The organism is Haemophilus sp. THUN1692 (assembly GCF_059704395.1).
Genome location: NZ_AP046579.1, coordinates 135,124 through 158,304, shown reverse-complemented (window position 1 = coordinate 158,304; position 23,181 = coordinate 135,124). Strand labels below are relative to the sequence as shown.

Sequence of the window (23,181 nt, the reverse complement as noted above, 5' to 3'; positions counted from 1 at the left end):
TTATCGGACTAAATATCTAGCCTTATCGAAATTTATTGTTCATTATAAATTTCAAGATTAGATGCTTGTTTTTCTCGTTTTTTCTTTGCACTATCGTTCCGTTGACTTGCGATTTTCTCCAAATATTCTGGCGTGATGTCACCTGTAATATATTCGCCTGTGAACACTGAACAATCAAACCCTCGAATAGCCAGATTTTCTAATTGAACAGATTCGGTAAGTGCGGTCAAATCTTGGAAAATTAGTTTATCTACGCCAATCAAATGCGCAATTTCATCAACATTTCGACCGTAAGCGATCAATTCATTGCGACTCGGCATGTCAATACCATATACATTCGGATAACGAATTTCTGGAGCAGCAGAGGCGAAGTAAATTTTCTTCGCGCCAGCTGAACGAGCCATTTCAACAATTTGCTCAGAAGTTGTACCGCGAACGATAGAATCGTCCACCAATAAGACGTTTTTATCTTTAAATTCAGCTTTAATGGTATTCAATTTACGACGAACAGAACTAATACGCTGTGCTTGTCCTGGCATAATAAACGTACGACCAACATAGCGATTTTTCACAAATCCTTGGCGGTAAGGTTTCCCTAGTACGCGAGCAATTTGTAACGCAATATCTGTGGAGGTTTCAGGAACGGGAATCACCACATCAATATTATCAATTTCATCCGCCCATTCTTTTGCAATTTTTTGTCCGAGTTTTTCACCCATGTGAACACGTACAGCATAAACAGAAACGCCATCAATCGTTGAATCTGGGCGTGCAAAATAAACATACTCAAAAATACAAGGATTTAGCACCGCACTTTCGGCACATTGTTGCGAATAAAGCTCGCCATCAAACGTTACATAAACGGCTTCACCAGGGGCAATATCACGAACAAAGTCAAAACCCACAATATCTAAGGCTACTGTTTCAGAGGCAAACATATAATCAGTTTTGCCATTTTCTTCGCGTTTACCAAACACCAAAGGACGAATACCAAAAGGATCACGAAAAGCAATCATGCCATGCCCAATAATCATCGCTAAACAAGCATAAGCACCACGAACATCGTTGTGAGTTTTACGAACGGCATAGAAAATATCTTGTGGGTCGAGGTGATCTTGAGGAATATGATCGAGATGGTTAGCGAGAATATTAAGAAGAAGTTCAGAATCTGAATTTGTGTTTACATGATGGCGGGCAGTTTTAAAGACTTTTTCTTTTAACTCCACTGAGTTGGTTAAATTGCCGTTATGCACCAAAGTGACACCATAGGGAGAATTCACATAAAAAGGCTGAGCCTCTGAGACGCTAGAACTCCCCGCTGTAGGATAGCGAACATGCCCCAACCCAGCATTTCCTTGCAACCGTAGCATATGCTCTTGATGGAACACATCACTCACTAAACCGTTAGCTTTGCGTAAGCGGAAACAATTTTCATCGTCAACCGTCACAATGCCCGCAGCGTCTTGCCCACGATGTTGCAAAAGAGTTAATGCTACATAAATAGATTCATTAACCGGACTTTGGCTAACAATACCGACAATACCACACATTTTGTGTTCCTTATTGATTAAGCGTTGGATTTAAAAAACTTGAACTAGCCTGAAGTTGTTGAAAGAACCATTCAATAATAAAACCAAAGTGCGGTATTAATTGAGATTCTTTCCACCAATCAGTTTGTTCAAAATTGGTGAAGGTATCCATGAAAAATAATAACGCAGCGACAATCAGTGCACCGCGCACTAAACCAAAAGCCGCACCTAAAACACGATCGGTGCCACTTAAACCCGTCTTATCTACTAATTGACTAATCACATAATTTACTATGGCACCCACGATTAAAGTCAGTACAAATAAAATCCCGATTGCGGTTCCATTACGAATATAAATTGATTCAATTTGCGTAAGATAAGCGGCAAGATAAGGATAGAACTGACTTGCTACAATAAATGCCACAACCCAGCTACCGAGTGAAAGCACTTCGCGCACAAAACCACGTAATAAACTGACAAGAATAGAAAAAGCGATAATGCCAATAATAATGTAATCGATCATTAAAAAATCTCTCAATGAAAAACGGCCGTTTAAAACGACCGAGGTATTCTACAAAAACAAAGCCAAAAAGAAAACGTTTGCGTAAACTAAATTTCCTGCCAAAAAGCACGTTCAAATTTGCTTTGAGCTTTCTTTAAGACTTCTGCTAAATGTTGGTATGTCGGTTGATCTTGCACAAGAGGCAAGGGTTCATGTAGTTGTTTTAAGCGTTCGCAAATATCATAAAACCATACCGCACTTTGTTTTTCTAATGGCGAATTCGCACGCTTACCAAGCCAATAAAGACCTTGAAAAAGAATAAGCAAGGAAAAAAGTGCGGTCAAAACGGCAATAGAAAAGGCCATCAAATCATTTTTTGCATAAATCTGTTGCCACACCACTGCAAATACAGCAACAAAGGGCATGAATTTTTGTGCAAAATTCGTGGCTTTCATAATGCGGTTTTCTGGAAAAATAATCCCTAACTTAGCCTCCTGTGGCCAAGTATTAAGATAAATTTGTCCCTGTTTTAAAATGGAAAAAAATGCCATAAAAACACCTTTAAAAAACAACCGCACTTATCATACCCCAGTTTGCCTGAAATTGTCACCTTACTGAAAAAGTTTAATTTTTCAAAAAGTTCCATAAATCGTTGTCTTTTTATGCTGGGATGAATTTATTTTGTTTATCAAAAGGTGTATCCTATGCTAGTTTTTTTCAGTCCATCAGCAAGGTGGATTTCCATTAACTTTAATCAAATATAGGGTTCCCATGTCAAAACTTGTTCTTATCCTTAACTGTGGTAGTTCTTCACTAAAATTTGCAATTCTTGATCCTGCAACAGGTGAAGAAAAATTATCTGGCTTAGCGGAAGCATTTTTCTTACCAGAAGCTCGTATCAAATGGAAACTCAATGGCGAGAAAGGTAACGCAGATTTAGGCGCAGGTGCAGCTCATACTGAAGCACTTAACTTTATCACGTCTAATATCATGACAGATGAGCTTAAAAACTCTATCGCGGCAATTGGTCACCGTATCGTACATGGTGGTGAAAAATACACCCAATCTGTTATCGTAACTGATGAAGTCGTTAAAGGTATTGAGGATGCTGCACAATTTGCACCACTTCACAATCCAGCACACTTAATCGGTATTCACGAAGCATTCAACGCATTCCCGCACTTAAAAGATAAAAACGTAGTAGTTTTTGATACAGCATTCCACCAAACCATGCCTGAAGAAGCATTCCTTTATGCCCTTCCATACTCTTTATATAAAGAACATGGCGTTCGTCGCTACGGTGCACACGGTACTAGCCACTACTTCGTTTCTCGTGAAGTCGCTGAATATGTAGGAAAACCTGCAGACCAAGTCAATACGATTATTTGTCACTTAGGTAATGGTGGTTCTGTTTCTGTTGTGCGTAACGGTAAATGTATCGATACATCAATGGGCTTAACTCCGTTAGAAGGTTTAGTCATGGGCACTCGTTGTGGTGATATCGATCCTGCAATCGTATTCTACCTATACAAAACTTTAGGTATGTCTATGGAACAAATCGAAGAGACTTTAGTGAAAAAATCTGGTCTTTTAGGTTTAACTGAAGTAACAAGCGACTGCCGTTATGCTGAAGATAACTACGATGACGCATCTAAACCAGAAGCAAAACGCGCTTTAGATGTATACAGCTATCGTTTAGCGAAATATATCGGTGCTTATATGGCTGTATTAGGTGATGATCACTTAGATGCGATTGCTTTCACGGGTGGTATTGGTGAGAACTCAGCGCACGTTCGTGAATTAGCATTAAATCACTTAAAATTATTCGGTATTAAAGTGGATAACGAACGCAATCTTGTGGCACGTTTCGGTAAAGATGGCGTCATCACTACTGATGATTCCGCATTTAAAGCAATTGTTCTTCCAACTAACGAAGAATTAGTTATCGCACAAGATACCGCAAAACTTTGTTTCTAATTTAACAACAAGCTGCCGAATTTTTCGGCAGTTTTTATTTATAACATATACACATTAAGGTTTAACTATGTCTCGCACGATTATCCTTATCCCTGTAAGCACAGGCGTGGGTTTAACTAGCATTAGTCTAGGATTAATCCATTCTCTTGAACAAAAAGGCGCAAAAGTTGGTTTTATGAAACCAGTTTCTCAACCAAGCACAGGTGAAGATAAACTGGATCGCACAACCTCTATCATTCGCACCAGCACTAACCTTGAAACTTCTGAACCGTTTATGTTAAGCGTTGCGGAATCATTGATTGGCCAAAATCAGTCTGATGTGTTGTTAGAAAAAATTGTGGCAAATCACCAACAATTAACTAAAAACAACGATATCGTTGTAGTTGAAGGCTTAATTCCCACAAGAAAACACGGTTACGCAAATAGCATCAACTATGAAATTGCACAAGCATTAGATGCGGAAATCGTATTAGTTGCAGCACCTGCAACTGAAACCCCAACAGAATTAAAAGATCGTGTAGAAGCTGCAGCCTCTCTATTTGGTGGTAAAAACAATCCAAATCTTTTAGGCGTAGTTGTAAATAAATTTAATGCACCTGTTGATGAATCTGGTCGTACACGCCCTGATCTTACTGAAATCTTTGATTCATTCCAACACAGCCATGCTTGTGAAGCAGAAGTGAGCAAATTATTTGCAAATAGCTCAATCAAATTATTAGCTTGTGTGCCTTGGTCTGCAGATTTAATCGCAACACGTGCGATCGATTTAGTGAAATACTTAGGCGCATCAATTATCACTGAAGGAGATATTAACCGTCGTATCCGTGGTATCACTTTCTGCGCAAGAAGTTTACCAAATATGGTTGAACATTTCCGTGCAGGTAGCTTATTAGTCGCCTCAGCAGATCGTCCAGATGTACTTGTAGCAGCTGCTCTCGCAGCGTCAAATGGTATTGAAATCGGCGGTCTCTTATTAACTGGCGGTTACAAAATTGATGCTCAAATCAATAAACTTTGCCAACCAGCTTTTGAAAAAGCAAAATTGCCAATCTTCCGTATTGAAGGTAATACTTGGCAAACAGCATTAAATTTACAAAACTTCAACCTTGAAGTGCCCGTTGATGATAAAGAGCGTATTGAAAACATCAAACAATACACTAGCCAGCACTTTAATGCTGACTTTATCAATAACTTAGTTGCGGATTCTACTCGTTTACGTCGTTTATCCCCACCAGCGTTCCGTTTCCAATTGACTGAACTTGCTCGTGCGGCGAAAAAACGTATTGTGCTTCCTGAAGGCAATGAACCTCGTACAATCAAAGCAGCCGTACTTTGTGCAGAACGTGGCATTGCGGAATGTGTGCTTTTGGCAGATCCGTCATCAGTTCAACGTGTAGCTGAAGCACAAAGTGTTAAACTAGGTAAAGGGATTACAATAATTAACCCAGCAGACGTTCGTGAAAACTATGTTGCTCGTTTAGTTGAATTACGTAAAGCTAAAGGTATGACAGAAACCGCGGCTCGTGAACAACTAGAAGACACCGTCGTGCTTGGTACCATGATGTTAGAAGCAAATGAAGTGGATGGTTTAGTATCTGGGGCCGTTCACACCACTGCAAACACCATTCGCCCACCAATGCAAATCATCAAAACTGCACCGGGTAGTTCAATTGTTTCTTCTATCTTCTTTATGTTATTACCAGATCAAGTGCTTGTTTATGGTGACTGTGCGGTAAACCCAGATCCAACTGCAGAACAACTTGCTGAAATCGCAATTCAATCTGCTGATTCTGCGAAAGCATTTGGTATTGATCCAAAAGTCGCGATGATTTCTTACTCAACGGGTACATCTGGTAGTGGTGCTGATGTTGAAAAAGTGAAAGAAGCAACTCGAATTGCGAAAGAAAAACGCCCTGATTTATTAATCGATGGTCCATTACAATACGATGCGGCTGTGATGGAAGATGTGGCTCGCTCTAAAGCACCAAATTCACCAGTAGCAGGTAAAGCAACGGTATTCGTATTCCCTGACTTGAATACTGGTAACACGACTTACAAAGCAGTACAACGTTCTGCAGATTTAGTGTCTATTGGTCCAATGCTTCAAGGTATGCGTAAACCAGTCAATGACTTATCTCGCGGAGCCTTAGTTGATGATATTGTGTACACAATTGCCTTAACCGCAATTCAAGCAACACAATAGTTCAAGTAAAAACATAAAAGAAAATACCGCACTTTGCCCTAGGCAGTAAAAGTGCGGTATTTTTTTATAACGTTTTCTTACAAATCAACTAAAATCAAAATTGCGGCTTCGCCACCCCACTCCCTTGGCGCTTGACGTAATGCCCGCACTTTAGGATGTTGTACTAGCCAACGTGGAATTTGTTTTTTCAATGTAAAGGTGCCATAGCCCGTCATGATACTAGCACAATCAATATGCTCATTTTCACAAGCCAGTAAAAGTGCGGCTAATTCTTGCTTAGCTTGTTCACGGGTTAAACCGTGTAAATCTAAAAACAATTCTGGCGAAAAATCTCCACGACGAAGTTGTTTTAATAAATGGGAATCTTCCCCATCACGTAAATATTTCACAACACCATCATGCTCATTCAGTAACGGCTCATATTCATCAGAAAAATAGAACAATGTATCTTCTTTTGCTCGTAATTCTTTCAATTCTATTTTTTTCTGATCACGTTTTTGGCGTGGGGCAACAAAAGTATCTTGTTTAATTGGCTTAATGCCTTTGGTTTCCGCTCGGAATAAATCAAATTCGTCTTGCATTTTTTCTCATTAATTTCAAATTTTGCGTATCATATCATAGTTCTACATTCTCATCTGTGGTATAACTACGCCAAATTTTCATACCGAATTTTATGCTAACTTTTCTACTCACTTTTATGGAGAAATGCGATGGAAACCTCACATAACCAAGAATTAGTTGCAACTATCTTGGAAGATAATGTTGCAAACGAACTGCAAACCATCCAAGATTTTCTGCGTTGGACGTATAGCATTCTCAATCGATCTGATATTTACTTCGGGCAAGGGCACGATAATCCTTGGGATGAAAGCCTACAACTCGTTTTAAGTGGCTTACATTTACCCATTGATTTACCTACCGAATTATTTAACAGTCGATTAACCCCATCTGAAAAAGAAAGCTTAGTTCAACTTGTATTAACCCGAATCGAACAACGCGTACCAGTGGCATATTTAACAAATAGCGCGTGGTTCTGCGGTCACGAATTTTATGTCGATGAACGAACCATTATTCCGCGTTCTCCAATTAGTGCTTTAATTCAAGATCGCTTTGAAGATTTAATTTCACAAGAGCCGAATCATATTCTCGATCTATGCACAGGCAGCGGTTGTATTGCTATTGCTTGTGCTTATGCTTTCCCGAATGCGGAAGTGGATGCGGTAGATTTATCAGTTGATGCACTTAATGTCGCGGAGATCAATATTTCACGTCATCAATTAGAACATCGCGTATTCCCTATTCAATCAAACTTATTTGAAAATATTTTGGGACAAAAATACGATCTTATCGTGACCAATCCACCTTATGTGGACGCAGAAGATCTCGCCGATATGCCAGAAGAATTCCATTTTGAACCAGAGTTAGCCTTAGGTTCTGGCCATGATGGCTTAAACATTACCAAACAAATTTTGAAACAAGCGCCAAATTACTTAACTGAAAATGGCGTCTTGGTATGTGAAGTGGGCAATAGCATGGTAAGCTTAATTGAGCAATATCCTGATGTTCCATTTGAATGGGTAGAGCTTAAAAATGGCGGACTAGGCGTATTTGCTATTCAGCGTAAGGATTTAGTGAAATATCACGATCTGTTTTAATCTTTCAAGTGCGGTAAAATTTTAATATCAATTTCAACCGCACTTATAAAATTTATGGCGCGCGTTATTCAACGTGTGCTTTTCTTTTTTATCCTTTGGCTCTATGAATTTACAAAAACTTTTACTTACTCGGCGTTTCTTTTCCACCCTTGCTTTTTTTCTGTGCAAACGGTATTTCTGATTTATCTACAAAGTAAAGGATTAAGCAACAGCGAAATTGCCTTTTCCTTATCACTACTCTTTTTCTCAAACCAAGCCCTTTCCATTCTTGCTGGTATTTGAGGCAATCGTTATGGTTTAGCCAAAATGATGTTGCTCGGCTGTTTTTTAGATGTGATAGCTTATATTTTCTTTCTCGCAGCAGATAATTATTTATTACTTCTTATTGCGACCACTTGTTTTGGTTTAGGCAGTTGCTTATTTGGAACCAATGCCAAAGCCTGCTTACTTGTGTTGGCAGGAGATGAATACAAAGAAAAAACTCGCTTGCAAGGGAAATATCTAAAAGTGACCTCCATGTCATCCATGTTTGCGCCGCTTTTAGTCATCCCATTTATTAAATACGAACATATCGACTTGCTCATTTGGGTCTGTTTTTCAATGGAAGCCGTATTATTCGCCTTAATGGTGAAACCTTTCTATCAAATTCAAACCTTACAAACGTTGGTAAAATTTCGCTTTACACAAATCAAAGAAATTATTACAAAAGAATTTCTCATGGTGCATTTAATGCTATTTTTACCTCTTGCCATTGCAAGCTCTTTCTTTGTCATTTTCCCATTTTTATTTAACAATAAACTTGGCATGCCTGAACATTCACCGATAGCATTATTTGGCAACGGATTACTCACCGTGCTATTACAAAGCTATTTTTCCCGAAAAATTAATTTAACAATCAAACAAGCAACATGGGTTGCCCCTCTGTTGGCTATTGGAATTATCGTGCCTTGGTTTATCACCTTAAGTTATCTTTCCATATTTTCCGCCTATGCCTATCTCGTCATTTTTACAGTCATTGAAGTGTATGCCCTCACGGCGATGGCAAACTTATTAGTTAAATTTGATAATGGCACTAATCGTGGTTTTATTCTTGGTGCATCAAGATTATTACTTTCTATCGCAACAGTGATCGTCATGAACTTGGTACCATATTTATTTTTATTGTAACAAGTGCATTAATCAAATATACACAATACACCTTTATACATAAATAAATTGCACTTATTTACGATGTAAGTTAGACTGAGGAAGACTATAAATTCAAGAATAAGGAGATACCATGTCATTTTTATCTAAGACTCTTGGTGGATTATCAAAAGCTTACTATACTCGACAATTTCTATTTGGTTTAATATTCTTTATATTTATAGTTGCTATAAGCTATAACGGATATAATCACACTGGGAAAATATCTATTCTTGTAACAAATGCAATCCTAGGATTAATCTGCTTATTATTATATCCTTATTCTCGATTCGTTTATGAAAGTATTATCGAATATATTTTAGGTGATAATGTTTTTTCGTTAATGCACCTTTAATGCTTGTAACAAAACTAATCACAATGGCGATTTGTTTCATATTCTCAATTTTTATTGCACCAATTGGTTTAATATATCTTTATTTTTATCATTCAAAACAAGAAAAACTTCAAAATCAGAATGAACAATAAGAGTAAGAAAGGACGTTTAACGTCCTTTTCTCTATCACTTAATTTCAACAACTAATTTATCTAACGTCTAATTTCACGTTATCAAATAATTTTTTCACTGAATTGTTATCACGCAAACGCTCGGTTTTTTCCACGACGCTACGAGTTAAGTGCGGTGAAAAATATTCCATGAAATCGTACATATAATTGCGTAAGAACGTGCTATGTTTAAATGCAATATTCGTCATACTAGGGCGGAATAAATGACTTGCATCAATCGCCACAAGATCTGTATCTGATGGCGTATGAGCCATAGATGCCATAATGCCCACCCCTAAGCCTAAGCGCACATAAGTCTTAATGATATCGGCATCGGTAGCCGTAAAGACTATATTCGGCAAAATGCCTGCGCTATTAAAAGCGTAATCTAAATCAGAAACACCTGTAAAACCAAAAGTGTAAGTCACAAGCGGATATTTACCTAATTCCTCAATCGTCAATTCTTTCACTTTGGCAAGCGGATGCTCGGGCGTAACAATCACTGCACGATTCCACCAATAACATGGAATCTGAACCAAATCATCAAATAAATAAGGCGCTTCGGTAGTAATCGCCAAATCCACTTCACCTGACATTAATGCATCATGAATTTGTGTTGGCGAACCTTGGTGAATATGCAAACTTACATCAGGATATTTTTGGGAAAAACGTTCAATCACGCTTGGCAGCATATAACGTGCCTGAGTATTTGTCGTCGCAATACGTAACACACCGTGATTTGGCTGAGTATATTCATCCGCAATAGCACGGATACCTTGCGCTTTAACAAGTAACTCGCGTGCAATCGAAATAATCTTTTTTCCCGCCGGAGTAATCGATTTTATATGCTTGCCATGACGTTCAAAAATTTCTAGACCTAATTCATCTTCCAGCAACCGCACTTGCTTACTAATTCCAGGCTGTGATATATAAAGCGCATTAGCCGCTTCAGTTACATTTAAATTATGGTTAGCAATTTCAACAATATAGCGCAGTTGCTGCATTTTCATAAAAAAAGTCCTTATTTTTTATAACGTTTTCTAAGTTCAGAATAACGTTTTACCGCTTTACGAATTTGTCCAGATTTTGGACGACGACGTGGCTGTGTAACATCTAATTTCGTTTCAGTCTCAGCCGGTAATCCCACAAGCTCGCGCAAGTAATTGACGTTTTCAAGATCCATTTCTTCCCAGCCACCACGAGGCAAACCTTTCATCAGTTTGATATTACCGTAACGAATACGAATCAAGCGGCTGACTTGAATCCCTTGTGATTCCCACAAACGGCGAACCTCACGATTACGTCCTTCCATCAAGGTTACGTCATACCATTGGTTAATACCCACACCACCTGTAAATTTAATTTCTTTAAAATTAGCAGGACCATCTTCAAGCTGAACGCCCTTACGTAAACGCGCTAACATTGCATCATCCACTTGACCAAATACACGCACGGAATATTCACGTTCAACTTCACGGCTTGGGTGCATTAAGCGATTTGCTAATTCACCATCAGTAGTGAAAAGCAACAAACCCGATGTATTAATATCTAAACGCCCCACCGCAATCCAACGAGAGCCTGTTAAACGTGGCAAACGATCAAACACTGTGGCACGCCCTTCTGGGTCGCTACGAGTACAAAGTTCACCTTCAGGTTTGTAATACATTAACACGCGGCAAATTTCTTTTTGTGCGTGGCTAAGATTAATGATTTGACCATCAATACGCACTTTCACGCCAGAATGTACATCAATGCGATCGCCTAAAGTCGCAATTTTACCCTCTACGCTCACTCGGCCTGAGGCAATCATCGTTTCAATTTCACGACGAGAGCCTTGTCCAGCACGCGCTAAAACTTTCTGTAATTTTTCGCCCTCTACTTTAGGTTGATTCGAGGCTTTTACAACAGGTTTCGCTTTTGGCTTAGATAAAAATTTGTTGTCAGAATTAACCGCACTTTTTTTCGTATTTGTCGTTTCTACTCGTACGGTACGAGACACTGAACGTCTATCATTTTTAGCTGGAAAATCACTTTTCTTTGCTGAATCTTTGGAAAAGTGCGGTTGTCTTTGAGTTTGTTTTTGACTAGGTTTCATTGTTTTCCTTAAATAATGGAAAGGTCGCTTTCACAAGCGTCTATAAGTTAAATAAAAGGAGCAGTACTTCCACTTCCTTCGCGCAAAATCACTGGCGATTCTTCCGTTAAATCCACCACTGTTGTAGGCTCTTGTCCTAAATATCCACCATGAATAATTAAATCGACTTGGTGTTCCAAACGATCTCGAATTTCCTCAGGATCAGATTGCGTGGTATGTTCTTCACCTGGCAACATTAACGAACAAGATAAAATCGGCTCACCTAACGCTGAAAGTAAATCTAAAGCGATCTTATTATCTGGTACGCGTAAACCTATGGTTTTACGTTTTGATGTCATTAAACGACGCGGTAATTCTTTCGTTGCAGTAAGAATAAAAGTATAACGCCCTGGCGTATTATTTTTAATCAAACGATAAGCGGTATTGCTCACCGTTGCGTAAGTTGAAAGTTCCGACAAATCACTACACACCAACGTAAAATTATGTCCTTCAGGCAATTTACGAATCGCCACAATGCGATCCATTGCATGTTTATCGCCCATCATACAGCCTAAGGCATATCCCGAATCAGTCGGATACACAATCACACCGCCTTTTTGTAAAATCTCTACGGCTTGATTAATCAGGCGCGCTTGTGGATTTTCAGGGTGGATATAAAAAAATTGGCTCATCTGTTTCTTCCTTAAAAAGTGTGCGCTGATTATAGCAGTTTTGCGCGCACTTTATAATGGCGAGCATATAAAAATAAAGGCGTAGAGAGTCAATCTACGCCTTGTCAAACCAAAGTGCGGTTAATTTTCTAAAGTTATTTTAATACCTTTCTCAAGGCTGCACCAATTTCAGCGAGACTTTTTACACAGGTTACGCCTGAGGCCTCAAGTGCTGCAATTTTTTCTGCAGTAGTGCCTTTTCCGCCACTAATAATCGCACCCGCATGTCCCATCCGTTTGCCTTTTGGCGCCGTAATACCCGCAATATAGGCTACCACTGGTTTAGTGACCTTATCTTTTATGAAGGTTGCCGCTTCTTCCTCTGCGGAACCACCGATCTCGCCAATCATCACAATGGCTTCTGTTTCGGGATCTTGTTGAAATCTTTCGAGAATATCAATAAAACTAGAACCTGGAATAGGATCGCCACCGATACCCACACAAGTAGATTGTCCAAAGCCTTCATCTGTAGTTTGTTTTACCGCTTCATACGTTAAAGTACCAGAACGAGAAACAATCCCCACTTTGCCTTTTTTATGTATATGTCCCGGCATGATGCCGATTTTACATTCATCAGGCGTAATCACCCCCGGGCCATTTGGCCCAATCATCACAACGCCAGTTTCATTTAATTTTTGTTTTACCTTAAGCATATCCAATGTAGGGATGCCTTCAGTAATACAGACAATTAACTGAATCCCTGCATCAATGGCCTCAATTATGGCATCTTTACAAAATGGTGCTGGCACATAAATGACGGTCGCTGTTGCTCCTGTATTTTCGACGGCTTCACGAACCGTATTAAATACAGGCAAACCAAGATGAGTAGTTCCACCTTTATTTGGTGATACGCCACCGACTAATTGCGTTCCATAGGCTAATGCTTGTTCAGAATGAAAAGTCCCTTGTCCACCAGTAAAACCTTGGCAAATCACTTTGGTATTTTTATCAATTAAAATCGCCATTAGTGTTCTCCTTTTGCTGCATTCACGGCTAATTCTGCGGCTTGTTGTAAACTGTGTGCGGTAAGAATATTAACGTCGCTTTCCGCTAAAATTTGGCGACCGATTTCAGCATTCGTTCCTTCTAATCGTACAACCACAGGCACTCTCACGCCCACTTCATTTACTGCAGCAATCACGCCTTCAGCAATCAAATCACAACGAACAATGCCACCAAAAATATTCACTAAAATCACCTTCACTGAAGGATCGGTTAAAATGATTTTGAACGCTTCAGCAACCCGCGCTTTCGTTGCACCACCACCCACATCAAGAAAATTCGCAGGTTTCCCACCATAGAGTTTCACAATATCCATGGTTCCCATTGCAAGCCCTGCCCCGTTTACCATACAACCAATGTCGCCTTCTAAAGCCACATAGTTTAACTGGAATTTTTCAGCTTCTGCTTCACGAGCATCATTTTGAGTTAAATCTTGCAGAGCTAAGAGATCTTTATGGCGAAATAAAGCGTTATCATCAACAGATATTTTGGCGTCGAGACAAACCAAATTGCCTTGTTTAGTTAGAACAAGTGGATTGACTTCCACTAAAGATAAATCTTTTTCTAAAAACAAACGAGATAAGCCCATAAAGATATCGGTAAACTGTTTGTTTTGCGTACCACTTAACCCTAATTTAAACGCTAATTCACGGCCTTGATAAGGCAATCCTCCAAATAAAGGATCAATGGTGACTTTGTGAAGTAAGTGCGGTGAATTTTGCGCGACTTCTTCAATATTCATTCCACCGGCAGGAGAAACAATAAACACCACTTTTTGAGAGGCGCGATCAACAACCGCACTTAAGTAAAATTCTTTATCAATATCGCAAGTTTCTTCAAAATAAATCTGGTTTACTGGCTGACCCAATTTATCCGTTTGAAAAGTGACTAAACGTTGTCCTAGCCATTTTTCTGCAAAAGATCTTGCTTCCTCTACATCCTGTACCAATTTAACGCCACCTGCTTTACCACGCCCACCCGCATGAACTTGGCATTTCGCTGCCCACTTATCGCCTGAAAGTTGAGCCAGTACCAAATCTACCTCATCAACAGATTGATAAACCGCCCCATTTTTTACGGGTAATCCATAATGCTCAAATAGTTGTTTTGCTTGGTATTCGTGTAAATTCATTCGCGACATCCTTTTGGGTTATGAAAACAATTCACTCAAGGTTTTAATGCTATATGTACCGTGATTTCTTCACGATCGTGATATAAATGTTTTGCTTGAATATCAAAATTTAAATTCTGCTCAGCCAACATAACAGCCAAGTTTTCTAAACATAATATCACTTCTTGATAGCGTTTTTTCATGGGTAATTTTAAATTGAAAATCGTTTCTCGGCACCAACCATTCAGCAACCATTTGCCAATCAATAAAGAAATACGACTTGGTTGTTCCACCATATCACAGACTAACCAATCCACTTTTTTCCTTTTAGGCGGCTGAAATTTAAAACCATCTTCCGCGCAATGTTCAATGCGCCCCGTATCATGCAAACTCGCCGCCATTTTTCCGTGATCAACTGCATAAACAAATAAACCGCGTTTGACTAATTGATACGTCCAACCGCCTGGGCAAGCCCCTAAATCAACACCAATCATATTTTCATTTAAACGTTTATTCTCTTCTTTACGCGGAATAAAAGTCAAAATAGCTTCTTCTAGTTTTAACGTAGATCGACTTGGTGCATCTGCCGGAAATTTTAAACGAGGGATTCCCATAAAATGAGAGGAATGATTATCTACATAAGAATATCCCACATAACAGCAATTCGGTTTTACAAAAAAACAATGTAAAAATTGACCGCACTTTTGAGTCGCCTTTGCAGAAAGCCAACCTTGTTTTTTCAATGCCTGACGTAAAGGCACGGTAAATTTACGACAAAAAGTGGAAAGCTCCTTCGCTTCATTTGTGTCTGCAGTTTCTACAAAAAGCTCGCTAGATTGAGCAAAATTAATTTGTTGTGATAATTCTTCAAACGCAGCCACGATGGGACTAATACGATCAGCGGGATCTAAATCTTCCAATAAATCGGAAATAACCATCATCTGACGAGCAAAAATCAAACGATTAAAAGGAATGTCTCGAGCAAGGCGATCAGCCTCATCAGGTTGATAACATTCAAAAATGACATAGCCCGAATTATCTTGTACTCGTGCAAAACCAAATACACCTAAATTGCTTGCTTGATCGGTGATCTCTGCGGCGACTTCTTTCTCAAAACCAGGGCGACAATATAATGCGAGTTTATTCATTTTCTTCTTGTTTAATTGAGTTAATAATCCACTGACGGAATGCTTGAATTTTTTGGTCATCAAGGCGATCAAGATGATTGACCACATAAAATGATTTTGGATCAGGCAAATTGGTTGGCAACACCACTGTTAAGGAGCCATTTTCAATTTCTTGCAAGGCTAATAAGCGATTAGCTAATACAATGCCTTGCCCATGAATTGCTGCCTGTAACGCCATAAATGTATGGCTAAATAACGGCCCTTGCTGAATATTTAAATCATCTAACTGTAAATGATTTGCCATCGCTTGCCAATTATCACGTGTATGAATGTGAATTAATGTGTGTTTTTTTAAATCTTCAGGCTGAATAATTGGATTTTCGGCTAACAATTCGGGTGAGGCTAAAATCAATAAATTTTCTTCGCCAAGACGATCCACTTGGAGATTCTGCCAATTTCCTAAACCATAATAAATAGCAAGATCAATTTCTTTATTTAACAAGCCTTCATCTTGATCCACGCCTGTTAAACGAACCTCAATTTGCGGATAAAGCTGATTAAATTCACTTAAATGTGGCACGAGCCATTGGATACCAAAAGTTTGTGGCACGCTAATATTTAAATGCGGATCCGTTTTTAACGTTAACAATCGTTCTGTTGCTTCATTTAAGCGGCGCAGAATTTTGTTAATATCAACAAAATAAGCTTTTCCCAGCTCTGTTAATTCTAAAGAACGATTCTTTCGCTTAAATAATTCAATTCCTAAGAACTCTTCTAATAATTTAATTTGATGACTAACGGCCGCTTGTGTCACACAAAGCTCATCTGCCGCTTTAGTAAAACTTAAATAGCGAGCAGCTGACTCAAAAGCTTTTAACGAATTCAACGGTGGCAAACGTTTATACATAAGTATTTCCATTCATAAAATTTTTGTCTATAATAGACAAGATTTAATTCGGATTAGTTTTTCTAATACTTCAAATAAAAAAACGTCATTTGTCCTTTCCTACCCTTTTTCCTTACAATACAACCATACTTAATGATTGGTAATTCCTTACTAGTTAATGAGTTTCGGACTTAAGTATGATGTTGTGTTTGCATATAGTTCGGGTAACCGAACTTGAGTAACAAAATCAAGTTACTCATTTACTTCCTGTATATTTAAACCTTATTGGTTAAACGCTGCTATTCTTGAGTAGCGTTTTTTCTTCCTGATTCTATCACAGTTACATCTTGATTTTCTGATCGACTTCACAAATTTCACAATTATTAGTTAATTTTCTAGAAATTAACCAATTTTGAAAATTTAAGATTCAAATTCCCATAATAATGATGTAGATTAACCCCTATTTCATTCATAAAAATAAATTAAGGAAGCAAAATGAAAGACTTAGACTGGAATAACCTTGGTTTTAGTTATATCAAAACAGATTATCGTTTCATCGCTCACTGGAAAGATGGCAAATGGGACGAAGGCAAACTCACCACAGACAATACCTTACATATTCACGAAGGTTCTACCGCACTTCACTATGGTCAACAATGCTTTGAGGGCTTAAAAGCTTATCGTTGTAAAGACGGCTCAATCAACTTATTCCGTCCACAAGAAAATGCAAAGCGCATGCAGCATACTTCGGATCGTTTACTCATGCCACAAGTGCCAACAGAATTATTCATCCGTGTATGTAAAGAAGTAGTGAAAGCAAACGAAGAATGGGTCGGACCTTACGGCTCTGGTGCAACCCTATACTTACGCCCATTCTTAATTGGCGTAGGTGAAAACATCGGTGTGAAAGCTGCGCCAGAATTTATTTTCTCTGTATTCTGCTGCCCTGTTGGCGCCTATTTCAAAGGTGGTTTAACACCATCTAACTTTATTACCACAGAATACGATCGTGCTGCACCAATGGGAACAGGTGGCGTAAAAGTGGGGGGTAACTACGCTGCAAGCCTTCTGCCACATGTATTAGCGGCAGAACAAGGTACGCCAGAACGTAAATTCGCTGATGCCATTTATTTAGATCCAAAAACTCACACTAAAATTGAAGAAGTCGGTGCGGCAAACTTCTTTGGCATCACAAAAGACAATAAATTCATCACACCAAAATCAGAATCTATTTTACCAAGTATCACCAAATACTCTCTTTTACATATCGCAAAAGAACGTTTAGGTATGGAAGCAATTGAAGGCGATGTTTATATCGATCAGCTAGATCAATTTGCTGAAGCGGGTGCCTGTGGTACTGCAGCAGTAATTTCACCCGTTGGTGGAATCCAACATAAAGGCAAATTCCACGTGTTCTATTCTGAAACTGAAGTGGGTCCAGTAACACGTCGCCTTTATGAAGAGCTCACAGGCATCCAATTCGGTGATGTCGAAGCGCCTGAAGGCTGGATTGTGAAAGTAGAATAATAACAATCCGCACGTAAAACGTGCGGTTTTTAGGCTCCTCTATAAGGGCCTATACTTCACAAGCCCCTCAAGGGGCTTGTGAGAACTGACAACCGCGTCTAATTATTTCCTTGATTACCCCTTAAAGGGGTCAACATGTTCTTTCGTTGATAAATTATCTTGAACCATATCTTCTTTTTCTTGGTTTCTTATATAATCCTCTACCACTTTTGTATTTAACCCTACTGTGCTTACAAAAAATCCTTTCGCCCAGAAATGCCTATTTCCATATCTATATTTTAAGTTCGCGTGTCTTTCAAAAATCATCAGCGCTGACTTCCCCTTCAGATAGCCCATAAAACCTGATACTGATATTTTAGCTGGGATTTTTAAGAGCATATGGATATGGTCTGGCATTGCATGCGCTTCTATTATCTCCACATTTTTATAGTCACATAACTGCCTCAATATTTGACCTATATCTGCTCTTAACTTTCCATAAATTGCTTTTCTTCTATACTTCGGGATAAATACAATGTGATACTTACAGTTCCATTTTGTGTGTGATAGACTTGAATCGTCACTGGTTTTACTTACCATGATAATCCTCCTATATGTTGAATTTTGGTTGTCAGCCTTGTTCATTATATAGCGAGGATTTTTTCTGTTCATCGCTTAAGCTATTTGGCTCCATACGCATAGTGTATGGTTTTTATAGCCAGACTTTTGGCTGGCTATAAGAAATAAATGCGGTGAATTTTCACCGCATTTTCTTTTTTCATCTTATTCCATTTTACTATAAATCATTCGTTTCAATTCTTTTTCAACATAAAAAATCTCTTTTATTATCTTTTTACAGACAATGCTTTCATAAAAAGAAAATGAACTGGGATTATATCATTAACGTTTTTCCGCGATTTGTACATGCAACATTAATGACACTTTCTCTCTCCTTTTGGGGAATCTTACTTTCGCTGATTATCGGCACAATTTGTGCAGTGATAAGTACTTACCAAGTGAAATCATTAAATTGGCTAGTTAAAAGCTACATTGAGCTTTCTCGTAATACCCCACTTTTAATTCAAGTGTTTTTCCTTTATTTCGGCTTATCTAAAGTTGGCATTAAATTAGATGGATTCACTTGTGGTGTGATTGGATTGGCTTTTTTAGGTGGGAGCTATATGGCTGAGGCCATTCGCGAGGGATTAGAAGCAGTCTCAAAAGGGCAAATAGAATCTGCTCTCAGCATCGGTTTAACACCTTTTCAAGCTTTCCGCTATGTGATTTTACCTCAAGCCTTTGCCATTTCTATGCCAGCTATTGGAGCAAACTGTTTATTTTTAATGAAAGAAACCTCCGTTATCAGCGCAGTTGCTGTCGCAGAATTAATGTTTATTGCAAAAGAAATCATTGGTATGGATTACAAAACAAATGAGTCCTTATTTTTATTGATTATATTTTATCTAATTATTTTATTACCTATGTCAATTTTGATTCGCTATTTAGAAAAACATACTCGGAGAGCAAAATATGGGGCTTGAATTATTATTCCAAGGTAACCAATTAAACCGCTTACTCCATGGGCTTTGGATTACCGCTGAAATTGCATTTATTTCAGTATTTTTTGCTTGCTTCTTAGGGATTATTTTAGGCGTACTCATGACAAGTAAAAACAACCTTATCAAAGCAATTACAGGCTTTTATCTTGAATTTGTACGCCTTATTCCATTATTAGTGTTTCTGTTTCTTGCCTATTTTGGATAGGCAAAATGGTTTGATATCCATTTAGATAGTGTCACTGTTTGTATTCTTGTCTTTATTTTTTGGGGAACTGCAGAAATGGGGGATCTCGTGCGTAGTGCGCTTACTTCCATTGAAAAGCATCAAATTGAATCGGCTTACGCCCTAGGCTTAACGCCCTTGCACACTTTCATTTATATTTTACTTCCTCAAAGCCTAAAACGAGTGACACCAAGTATGATTAACTTATTCACACGTATGATAAAAACCAGTTCACTTGCCATGTTAATTGGTGTGGTTGAAGTTATCAAAGTTGGCCAACAAATTATTGAACATTCTCTTTTCACTAATCAATCCGCTGTCCTTTGGATATACGGTGTAATTTTCTGTTTATATTTTGTAATTTGTTATCCACTTTCATTATTTTCTCGTTACTTAGAAGCGCGTTGGGAAAATTAAGGAACCAAAATGGCATTACTAGAAATCAAAAATCTTGTTAAAAATTATGGCGATGTAGAAGCATTAAAAGGAATAAGTTTTTCTGTCGAAAAAGGGGAAGTTGTCGTAATTTTAGGACCATCTGGCTGTGGGTAAAGCACTTTTTTACGCACACTAAATGGCTTAGAACCAATAAAGAGCGGTCAATTATTACTGCAAAATGCAGGCATACTTGGCAAAGACATCAGTTGGGTAAAAGCGCGCCAACGTATTGGTATGGTGTTTCAAAGTTATGAATTATTTGCTCATTTATCAGTGATCGACAACATTCTACTTGGACCATTAAAAGTACAAAAACACGATCGTGCTGAAGCAGAAAAACAGGCAGATGAATTACTCAAACGAGTGGGATTATATGAGCGCAAAAATTCCTATCCACGCGAGCTTTCAGGTGGGCAAAAGCAACGCATAGCCATTGTGCGCACCTTATGTATGAATCCTGAAATTATTCTATTTGATGAAGTGACCGCTGCATTGGATCCAGAAATGGTACGCGAAGTACTCGATGTTATTTTAGGTCTAGCCAAAGATGGCATGACAATGTTGATTGTGACACATGAAATGAATTTTGCACGTCAAGTCGCACATCGCATTGCATTTATGGATAAAGGTCAAATCATCGAACAAGCCAAGCCTGAAGATTTCTTTACGAATCCGACCACGGATCGGGCGAAAACATTCTTAAATATCTTAAACTATGAACCAAGAGGGACAAACTATAAAGAAAACATTTAAAAAATTAACCGCACTTTTTGCCACGGCAGCACTTGCTTTCGGATTATCGGCCTGTAACGATAAAGAACAAACCAAAGAGACGAAACAGGCTTCTGTAATTGAACAAATCAAACAAGCAGGCAAAGTACGCATTGGCGTATTCAGTGATAAACCACCATTTGGCTATGTGGATGCCCAAGGAAAAAGCCAAGGGTTTGATGTGGAAATCGGTAAAGCGATTACGAAGGATCTATTAGGCGATGAAAATAAAGTGGAATTTGTGCTTGTAGATGCAGCAAACCGCGCTGAATATTTACTTTCCAAGAAAGTAGATATTATTCTAGCGAATTTTACTGTCACCGCAGCACGTAAAGAAGTGGTTGATTTTGCGAACCCTTATATGAAAGTTGCACTTGGCGTGGTGTCTAAAAATGGTGAGGTCATCACAAACCTTGAACAATTAAAAGATAAAACCCTGATTGTGGATAAAGGGACTACCGCTGATATTTTCTTTACTAAAAATTATCCCAATATCAAATTACTTAAATTTGAACAAAATACCGAAACCTTTGAAGCATTACGTGACGGACGTGGTGATGCACTTTCTAATGACAACACCTTCTTATTTGCTTGGGCAAAACAAAATTCAGGCTACACAGTAGGCGTAAGAAGTTTTGGCGATCAAGATGTTATTGCTCCTGCAGTACGCAAAGATGCGTCAGATTTACTCAATTGGTTAAATACTGAAATTGTGAAACTTTCTAAAGAAGGCGTATTAAAACAAGCCTATGAAAAAACATTATTGCCAGTTTATGGCGATAGCGTCAGCGAAAGCGATATTGCGGTTCAGTATAAATAATAGATATGGATAAAAGGTGCTGGGAAACCAGCACTTTTTTGAATAGAAATTAGACTAAAATCAACCGCACTTTTTTATTGATTTAATCCCCATTGACGAGAATCTTTATCAAATTTAACACCTGAATGAGAATCTTCTGCGCCGTTAAAATACACATCTTTATTCGCACAAGCTGAAATAATCAACACGCCTGCGATAATGAATAACCATTTTTTCATAAGTAAACCTTTTTGCTAAATTAAAAAACGTGCGAATTGTAGCACAACGACGCCACATCCCAACGAAATATTTTGCTTTCCTTGCCATCATTGACCCCTCTCACCAAAGCCAAGCTCCCCTTCTTTACTGATAAATTTGACTTATTGAACTATTAAAAAACGTAAGAAATTTAAACCGCACTTTAAATTAAATAAAAAATTTCTTATTACCTCTTGATCGATATAAATTTATGTATATAATGAATCTTGTTTTAGATACTAGATAGTAATTTAATAGTAATGAAACTTGGCTAGTGCATTCCCCCACTCCTTCGCACTAGCCATTTTTTTTAGAATTTTGTACCATATCCCAACTTTTTCCAATCAACGATTCATTATGAATAATCTCGAACTTGAACAACTCATTAATCAAAAACTTTCTTCTGATAAAATCAATGACTATGCGCCCAACGGCTTACAAGTAGAAGGTAAAACAAAAATCAAAAAAATCATTACTGGCATAACGGCGAGTCAGGCTCTAATTGATTACGCAATCAGTCAAAACGCCGATGCGATTTTGGTTCATCATGGCTATTTTTGGAAAAGTGAAAACCCTTGTATTCGAGGAATGAAAGGCAAGCGAATTAAAGCCCTTTTAGTGAACGACATTAATTTATATGGCTATCATTTGCCATTAGATGTGCATCCAGAATTAGGCAACAATGCGCAATTATCCAAACTGCTCGACATTGAAAATTTACAACCATTAGAAAAAGGTGCTGTAAGTATTCCTGTTTGGGGCGAATTAAAAGAACCGATGACAGGTAAAGACTTTGCAGAAAAAATAGAAAAAGTGTTAAATCGAAGACCGTTAATTTGCATTGAAAACGGACCGCACTTAATCCGAAAAATTGGTATCTGCACCGGTGGCGGACAAGGTTATATTGATCTTGCGGCAGAACAAGGCTGCGACGCATTTATTACCGGTGAAGTGTCAGAGCAAACGATTCATTCTGCCCGTGAGCAAGGATTACATTTTTTCTCTGCAGGTCATCATGCAACAGAACGATATGGCATCAAGGCATTAGGTGAATGGTTGGCGAAAGAATATGGCTTTGATGTAGAATTTAAAGATATAGATAATCCAGCGTAAAATACAAAAGTGCGGTAAAAATATTTCT

20 protein-coding genes and 3 pseudogenes are annotated in these 23,181 nt (G+C 38.3%); 10 read left to right on the top strand and 13 right to left on the bottom strand.

The genetic code is table 11. From position 1 onward, the window contains the following. Window positions 1–32: 32 nt before the first annotated feature. From purF to yfbV, 3 genes are all read right to left on the bottom strand, one after another. Window positions 33–1,550 (bottom strand): amidophosphoribosyltransferase, encoded by a 1,518-nt coding sequence (gene purF / locus AC6H0A_RS00770; RefSeq protein WP_005642199.1) that lies wholly within the window; start codon window positions 1,548–1,550, stop codon window positions 33–35. Between the two features lie 10 nt (window positions 1,551–1,560). Next, a complete protein-coding gene (locus AC6H0A_RS00765; protein WP_005642201.1) occupies window positions 1,561–2,052 on the bottom strand; it encodes a CvpA family protein in 492 nt (163 codons plus the stop codon). A gap of 86 nt (window positions 2,053–2,138) precedes the next feature. After that, window positions 2,139–2,582, bottom strand: coding sequence for a terminus macrodomain insulation protein YfbV (gene yfbV / locus AC6H0A_RS00760; protein ID WP_044232996.1), 444 nt, complete (start codon window positions 2,580–2,582; stop codon window positions 2,139–2,141). 220 nt (window positions 2,583–2,802) lie between these two features. On the opposite strand from yfbV, the gene AC6H0A_RS00755 reads away from it, so the two are divergent. Both AC6H0A_RS00755 and pta read left to right on the top strand, forming a co-directional pair. Next, on the top strand, window positions 2,803–4,008 hold the full coding sequence (locus tag AC6H0A_RS00755) for an acetate kinase (RefSeq protein ID WP_005642205.1): 1,206 nt from the start codon (window positions 2,803–2,805) through the stop codon (window positions 4,006–4,008). Between the two features lie 67 nt (window positions 4,009–4,075). After that, window positions 4,076–6,211: a phosphate acetyltransferase gene (gene pta / locus AC6H0A_RS00750; protein ID WP_005642207.1), complete on the top strand. Its 2,136-nt coding sequence runs from the start codon at window positions 4,076–4,078 to the stop codon at window positions 6,209–6,211. Window positions 6,212–6,288: 77 nt separating this feature from the next. Here the strand turns inward: pta and smrB are convergent, their stop codons facing one another. Further along, window positions 6,289–6,792, bottom strand: coding sequence for an endonuclease SmrB (gene smrB, locus AC6H0A_RS00745; protein WP_005642209.1), 504 nt, complete (start codon window positions 6,790–6,792; stop codon window positions 6,289–6,291). Between the two features lie 129 nt (window positions 6,793–6,921). On the opposite strand from smrB, the gene prmB reads away from it, so the two are divergent. Together prmB and AC6H0A_RS00735 are read left to right on the top strand one after the other, a co-directional pair. Further along, window positions 6,922–7,866, top strand: a complete 945-nt coding sequence (prmB, locus tag AC6H0A_RS00740) for a 50S ribosomal protein L3 N(5)-glutamine methyltransferase (protein WP_005642211.1) — start codon at window positions 6,922–6,924, stop codon at window positions 7,864–7,866. 103 nt (window positions 7,867–7,969) lie between these two features. Further along, window positions 7,970–9,033: pseudogene (locus AC6H0A_RS00735) on the top strand (MFS transporter). 560 nt (window positions 9,034–9,593) lie between these two features. Here AC6H0A_RS00735 and cysB read toward each other — a convergent pair. The 7 genes from cysB to AC6H0A_RS00700 form a co-directional block, all read right to left on the bottom strand. Further along, window positions 9,594–10,565 carry an HTH-type transcriptional regulator CysB gene (cysB, locus tag AC6H0A_RS00730; protein ID WP_005642215.1) on the bottom strand — a complete coding sequence of 324 codons (972 nt, stop codon included), beginning with the start codon at window positions 10,563–10,565 and terminating at the stop codon, window positions 9,594–9,596. 11 nt (window positions 10,566–10,576) lie between these two features. Then, complete coding sequence (rluB, locus tag AC6H0A_RS00725; RefSeq protein WP_005642217.1) at window positions 10,577–11,650, bottom strand: 23S rRNA pseudouridine(2605) synthase RluB; 1,074 nt, start codon at window positions 11,648–11,650, stop codon at window positions 10,577–10,579. Between the two features lie 47 nt (window positions 11,651–11,697). Then, complete coding sequence (locus AC6H0A_RS00720) at window positions 11,698–12,321, bottom strand: L-threonylcarbamoyladenylate synthase (RefSeq protein ID WP_005638700.1); 624 nt, start codon at window positions 12,319–12,321, stop codon at window positions 11,698–11,700. 134 nt (window positions 12,322–12,455) lie between these two features. Beyond that, window positions 12,456–13,325 carry a succinate--CoA ligase subunit alpha gene (gene sucD, locus AC6H0A_RS00715; protein ID WP_005642222.1) on the bottom strand — a complete coding sequence of 290 codons (870 nt, stop codon included), beginning with the start codon at window positions 13,323–13,325 and terminating at the stop codon, window positions 12,456–12,458. Beyond that, entirely contained in the window at window positions 13,325–14,494 is a 1,170-nt protein-coding gene (sucC, locus tag AC6H0A_RS00710) for an ADP-forming succinate--CoA ligase subunit beta (protein ID WP_005642223.1), read from the bottom strand. The genes sucD and sucC overlap by 1 nt, the downstream gene beginning before the upstream one ends. 35 nt (window positions 14,495–14,529) lie before the next feature. After that, complete coding sequence (gene rlmM / locus AC6H0A_RS00705; RefSeq protein ID WP_005642225.1) at window positions 14,530–15,621, bottom strand: 23S rRNA (cytidine(2498)-2'-O)-methyltransferase RlmM; 1,092 nt, start codon at window positions 15,619–15,621, stop codon at window positions 14,530–14,532. Continuing rightward, the gene (locus tag AC6H0A_RS00700) at window positions 15,614–16,507 is read right to left on the bottom strand and encodes a transcriptional regulator GcvA (protein WP_005642227.1); all 894 of its coding nucleotides are present in this window, start codon (window positions 16,505–16,507) and stop codon (window positions 15,614–15,616) included. Before AC6H0A_RS00700 ends, rlmM begins: the two co-directional genes overlap by 8 nt. A 474-nt stretch (window positions 16,508–16,981) precedes the next feature. Here AC6H0A_RS00700 and AC6H0A_RS00695 point away from each other — a divergent pair, with 474 nt between their 5' ends. After that, complete coding sequence (locus tag AC6H0A_RS00695; protein WP_005642229.1) at window positions 16,982–18,013, top strand: branched-chain amino acid aminotransferase; 1,032 nt, start codon at window positions 16,982–16,984, stop codon at window positions 18,011–18,013. Window positions 18,014–18,127: 114 nt separating this feature from the next. On the opposite strand, the gene tnpA is transcribed toward AC6H0A_RS00695, so the two are convergent. After that, window positions 18,128–18,592 (bottom strand): IS200/IS605 family transposase, encoded by a 465-nt coding sequence (tnpA, locus tag AC6H0A_RS00690; protein ID WP_005639541.1) that lies wholly within the window; start codon window positions 18,590–18,592, stop codon window positions 18,128–18,130. A gap of 281 nt (window positions 18,593–18,873) precedes the next feature. Here tnpA and AC6H0A_RS00685 point away from each other — a divergent pair, with 281 nt between their 5' ends. From AC6H0A_RS00685 to AC6H0A_RS00670, 4 genes and pseudogenes are all read left to right on the top strand, one after another. After that, window positions 18,874–19,533, top strand: coding sequence for an amino acid ABC transporter permease (locus AC6H0A_RS00685; protein WP_070046998.1), 660 nt, complete (start codon window positions 18,874–18,876; stop codon window positions 19,531–19,533). Further along, window positions 19,523–20,191 (top strand): annotated as a pseudogene (locus AC6H0A_RS00680) (amino acid ABC transporter permease). Before AC6H0A_RS00685 ends, AC6H0A_RS00680 begins: the two are co-directional and overlap by 11 nt. Before the next feature lie 9 nt (window positions 20,192–20,200). Further along, window positions 20,201–20,965, top strand: a pseudogene (locus AC6H0A_RS00675) (amino acid ABC transporter ATP-binding protein). Continuing rightward, the gene (locus AC6H0A_RS00670) at window positions 20,949–21,803 is read left to right on the top strand and encodes a cysteine ABC transporter substrate-binding protein (RefSeq protein ID WP_497512653.1); all 855 of its coding nucleotides are present in this window, start codon (window positions 20,949–20,951) and stop codon (window positions 21,801–21,803) included. The pseudogene AC6H0A_RS00675 and the gene AC6H0A_RS00670 overlap by 17 nt, the downstream one beginning before the upstream one ends. Before the next feature lie 74 nt (window positions 21,804–21,877). Here AC6H0A_RS00670 and AC6H0A_RS00665 read toward each other — a convergent pair whose 3' ends face one another. Further along, a complete protein-coding gene (locus tag AC6H0A_RS00665) occupies window positions 21,878–22,021 on the bottom strand; it encodes a hypothetical protein (protein WP_005639531.1) in 144 nt (47 codons plus the stop codon). Window positions 22,022–22,397: 376 nt separating this feature from the next. On the opposite strand from AC6H0A_RS00665, the gene AC6H0A_RS00660 reads away from it, so the two are divergent. Continuing rightward, window positions 22,398–23,153: a Nif3-like dinuclear metal center hexameric protein gene (locus tag AC6H0A_RS00660; RefSeq protein WP_005639529.1), complete on the top strand. Its 756-nt coding sequence runs from the start codon at window positions 22,398–22,400 to the stop codon at window positions 23,151–23,153. Window positions 23,154–23,181 lie beyond the last annotated feature (28 nt).

Bases quoted from the DNA above. Each gene is read 5' to 3' on its own strand.
- purF (WP_005642199.1), bottom strand. From the start codon at position 1,550: ATGTGTGGTATTGTCGGTATTGTTAGCCAAAGTCCGGTTAATGAATCT.
- AC6H0A_RS00765 (WP_005642201.1), bottom strand. From the start codon at position 2,052: ATGATCGATTACATTATTATTGGCATTATCGCTTTTTCTATTCTTGTC.
- yfbV (WP_044232996.1), bottom strand. From the start codon at position 2,582: ATGGCATTTTTTTCCATTTTAAAACAGGGACAAATTTATCTTAATACT.
- AC6H0A_RS00755 (WP_005642205.1), top strand. From the start codon at position 2,803: ATGTCAAAACTTGTTCTTATCCTTAACTGTGGTAGTTCTTCACTAAAA.
- pta (WP_005642207.1), top strand. From the start codon at position 4,076: ATGTCTCGCACGATTATCCTTATCCCTGTAAGCACAGGCGTGGGTTTA.
- smrB (WP_005642209.1), bottom strand. From the start codon at position 6,792: ATGCAAGACGAATTTGATTTATTCCGAGCGGAAACCAAAGGCATTAAG.
- prmB (WP_005642211.1), top strand. From the start codon at position 6,922: ATGGAAACCTCACATAACCAAGAATTAGTTGCAACTATCTTGGAAGAT.
- cysB (WP_005642215.1), bottom strand. From the start codon at position 10,565: ATGAAAATGCAGCAACTGCGCTATATTGTTGAAATTGCTAACCATAAT.
- rluB (WP_005642217.1), bottom strand. From the start codon at position 11,650: ATGAAACCTAGTCAAAAACAAACTCAAAGACAACCGCACTTTTCCAAA.
- AC6H0A_RS00720 (WP_005638700.1), bottom strand. From the start codon at position 12,321: ATGAGCCAATTTTTTTATATCCACCCTGAAAATCCACAAGCGCGCCTG.
- sucD (WP_005642222.1), bottom strand. From the start codon at position 13,325: ATGGCGATTTTAATTGATAAAAATACCAAAGTGATTTGCCAAGGTTTT.
- sucC (WP_005642223.1), bottom strand. From the start codon at position 14,494: ATGAATTTACACGAATACCAAGCAAAACAACTATTTGAGCATTATGGA.
- rlmM (WP_005642225.1), bottom strand. From the start codon at position 15,621: ATGAATAAACTCGCATTATATTGTCGCCCTGGTTTTGAGAAAGAAGTC.
- AC6H0A_RS00700 (WP_005642227.1), bottom strand. From the start codon at position 16,507: ATGTATAAACGTTTGCCACCGTTGAATTCGTTAAAAGCTTTTGAGTCA.
- AC6H0A_RS00695 (WP_005642229.1), top strand. From the start codon at position 16,982: ATGAAAGACTTAGACTGGAATAACCTTGGTTTTAGTTATATCAAAACA.
- tnpA (WP_005639541.1), bottom strand. From the start codon at position 18,592: ATGGTAAGTAAAACCAGTGACGATTCAAGTCTATCACACACAAAATGG.
- AC6H0A_RS00685 (WP_070046998.1), top strand. From the start codon at position 18,874: ATGAACTGGGATTATATCATTAACGTTTTTCCGCGATTTGTACATGCA.
- AC6H0A_RS00665 (WP_005639531.1), bottom strand. From the start codon at position 22,021: ATGAAAAAATGGTTATTCATTATCGCAGGCGTGTTGATTATTTCAGCT.
- AC6H0A_RS00660 (WP_005639529.1), top strand. From the start codon at position 22,398: ATGAATAATCTCGAACTTGAACAACTCATTAATCAAAAACTTTCTTCT.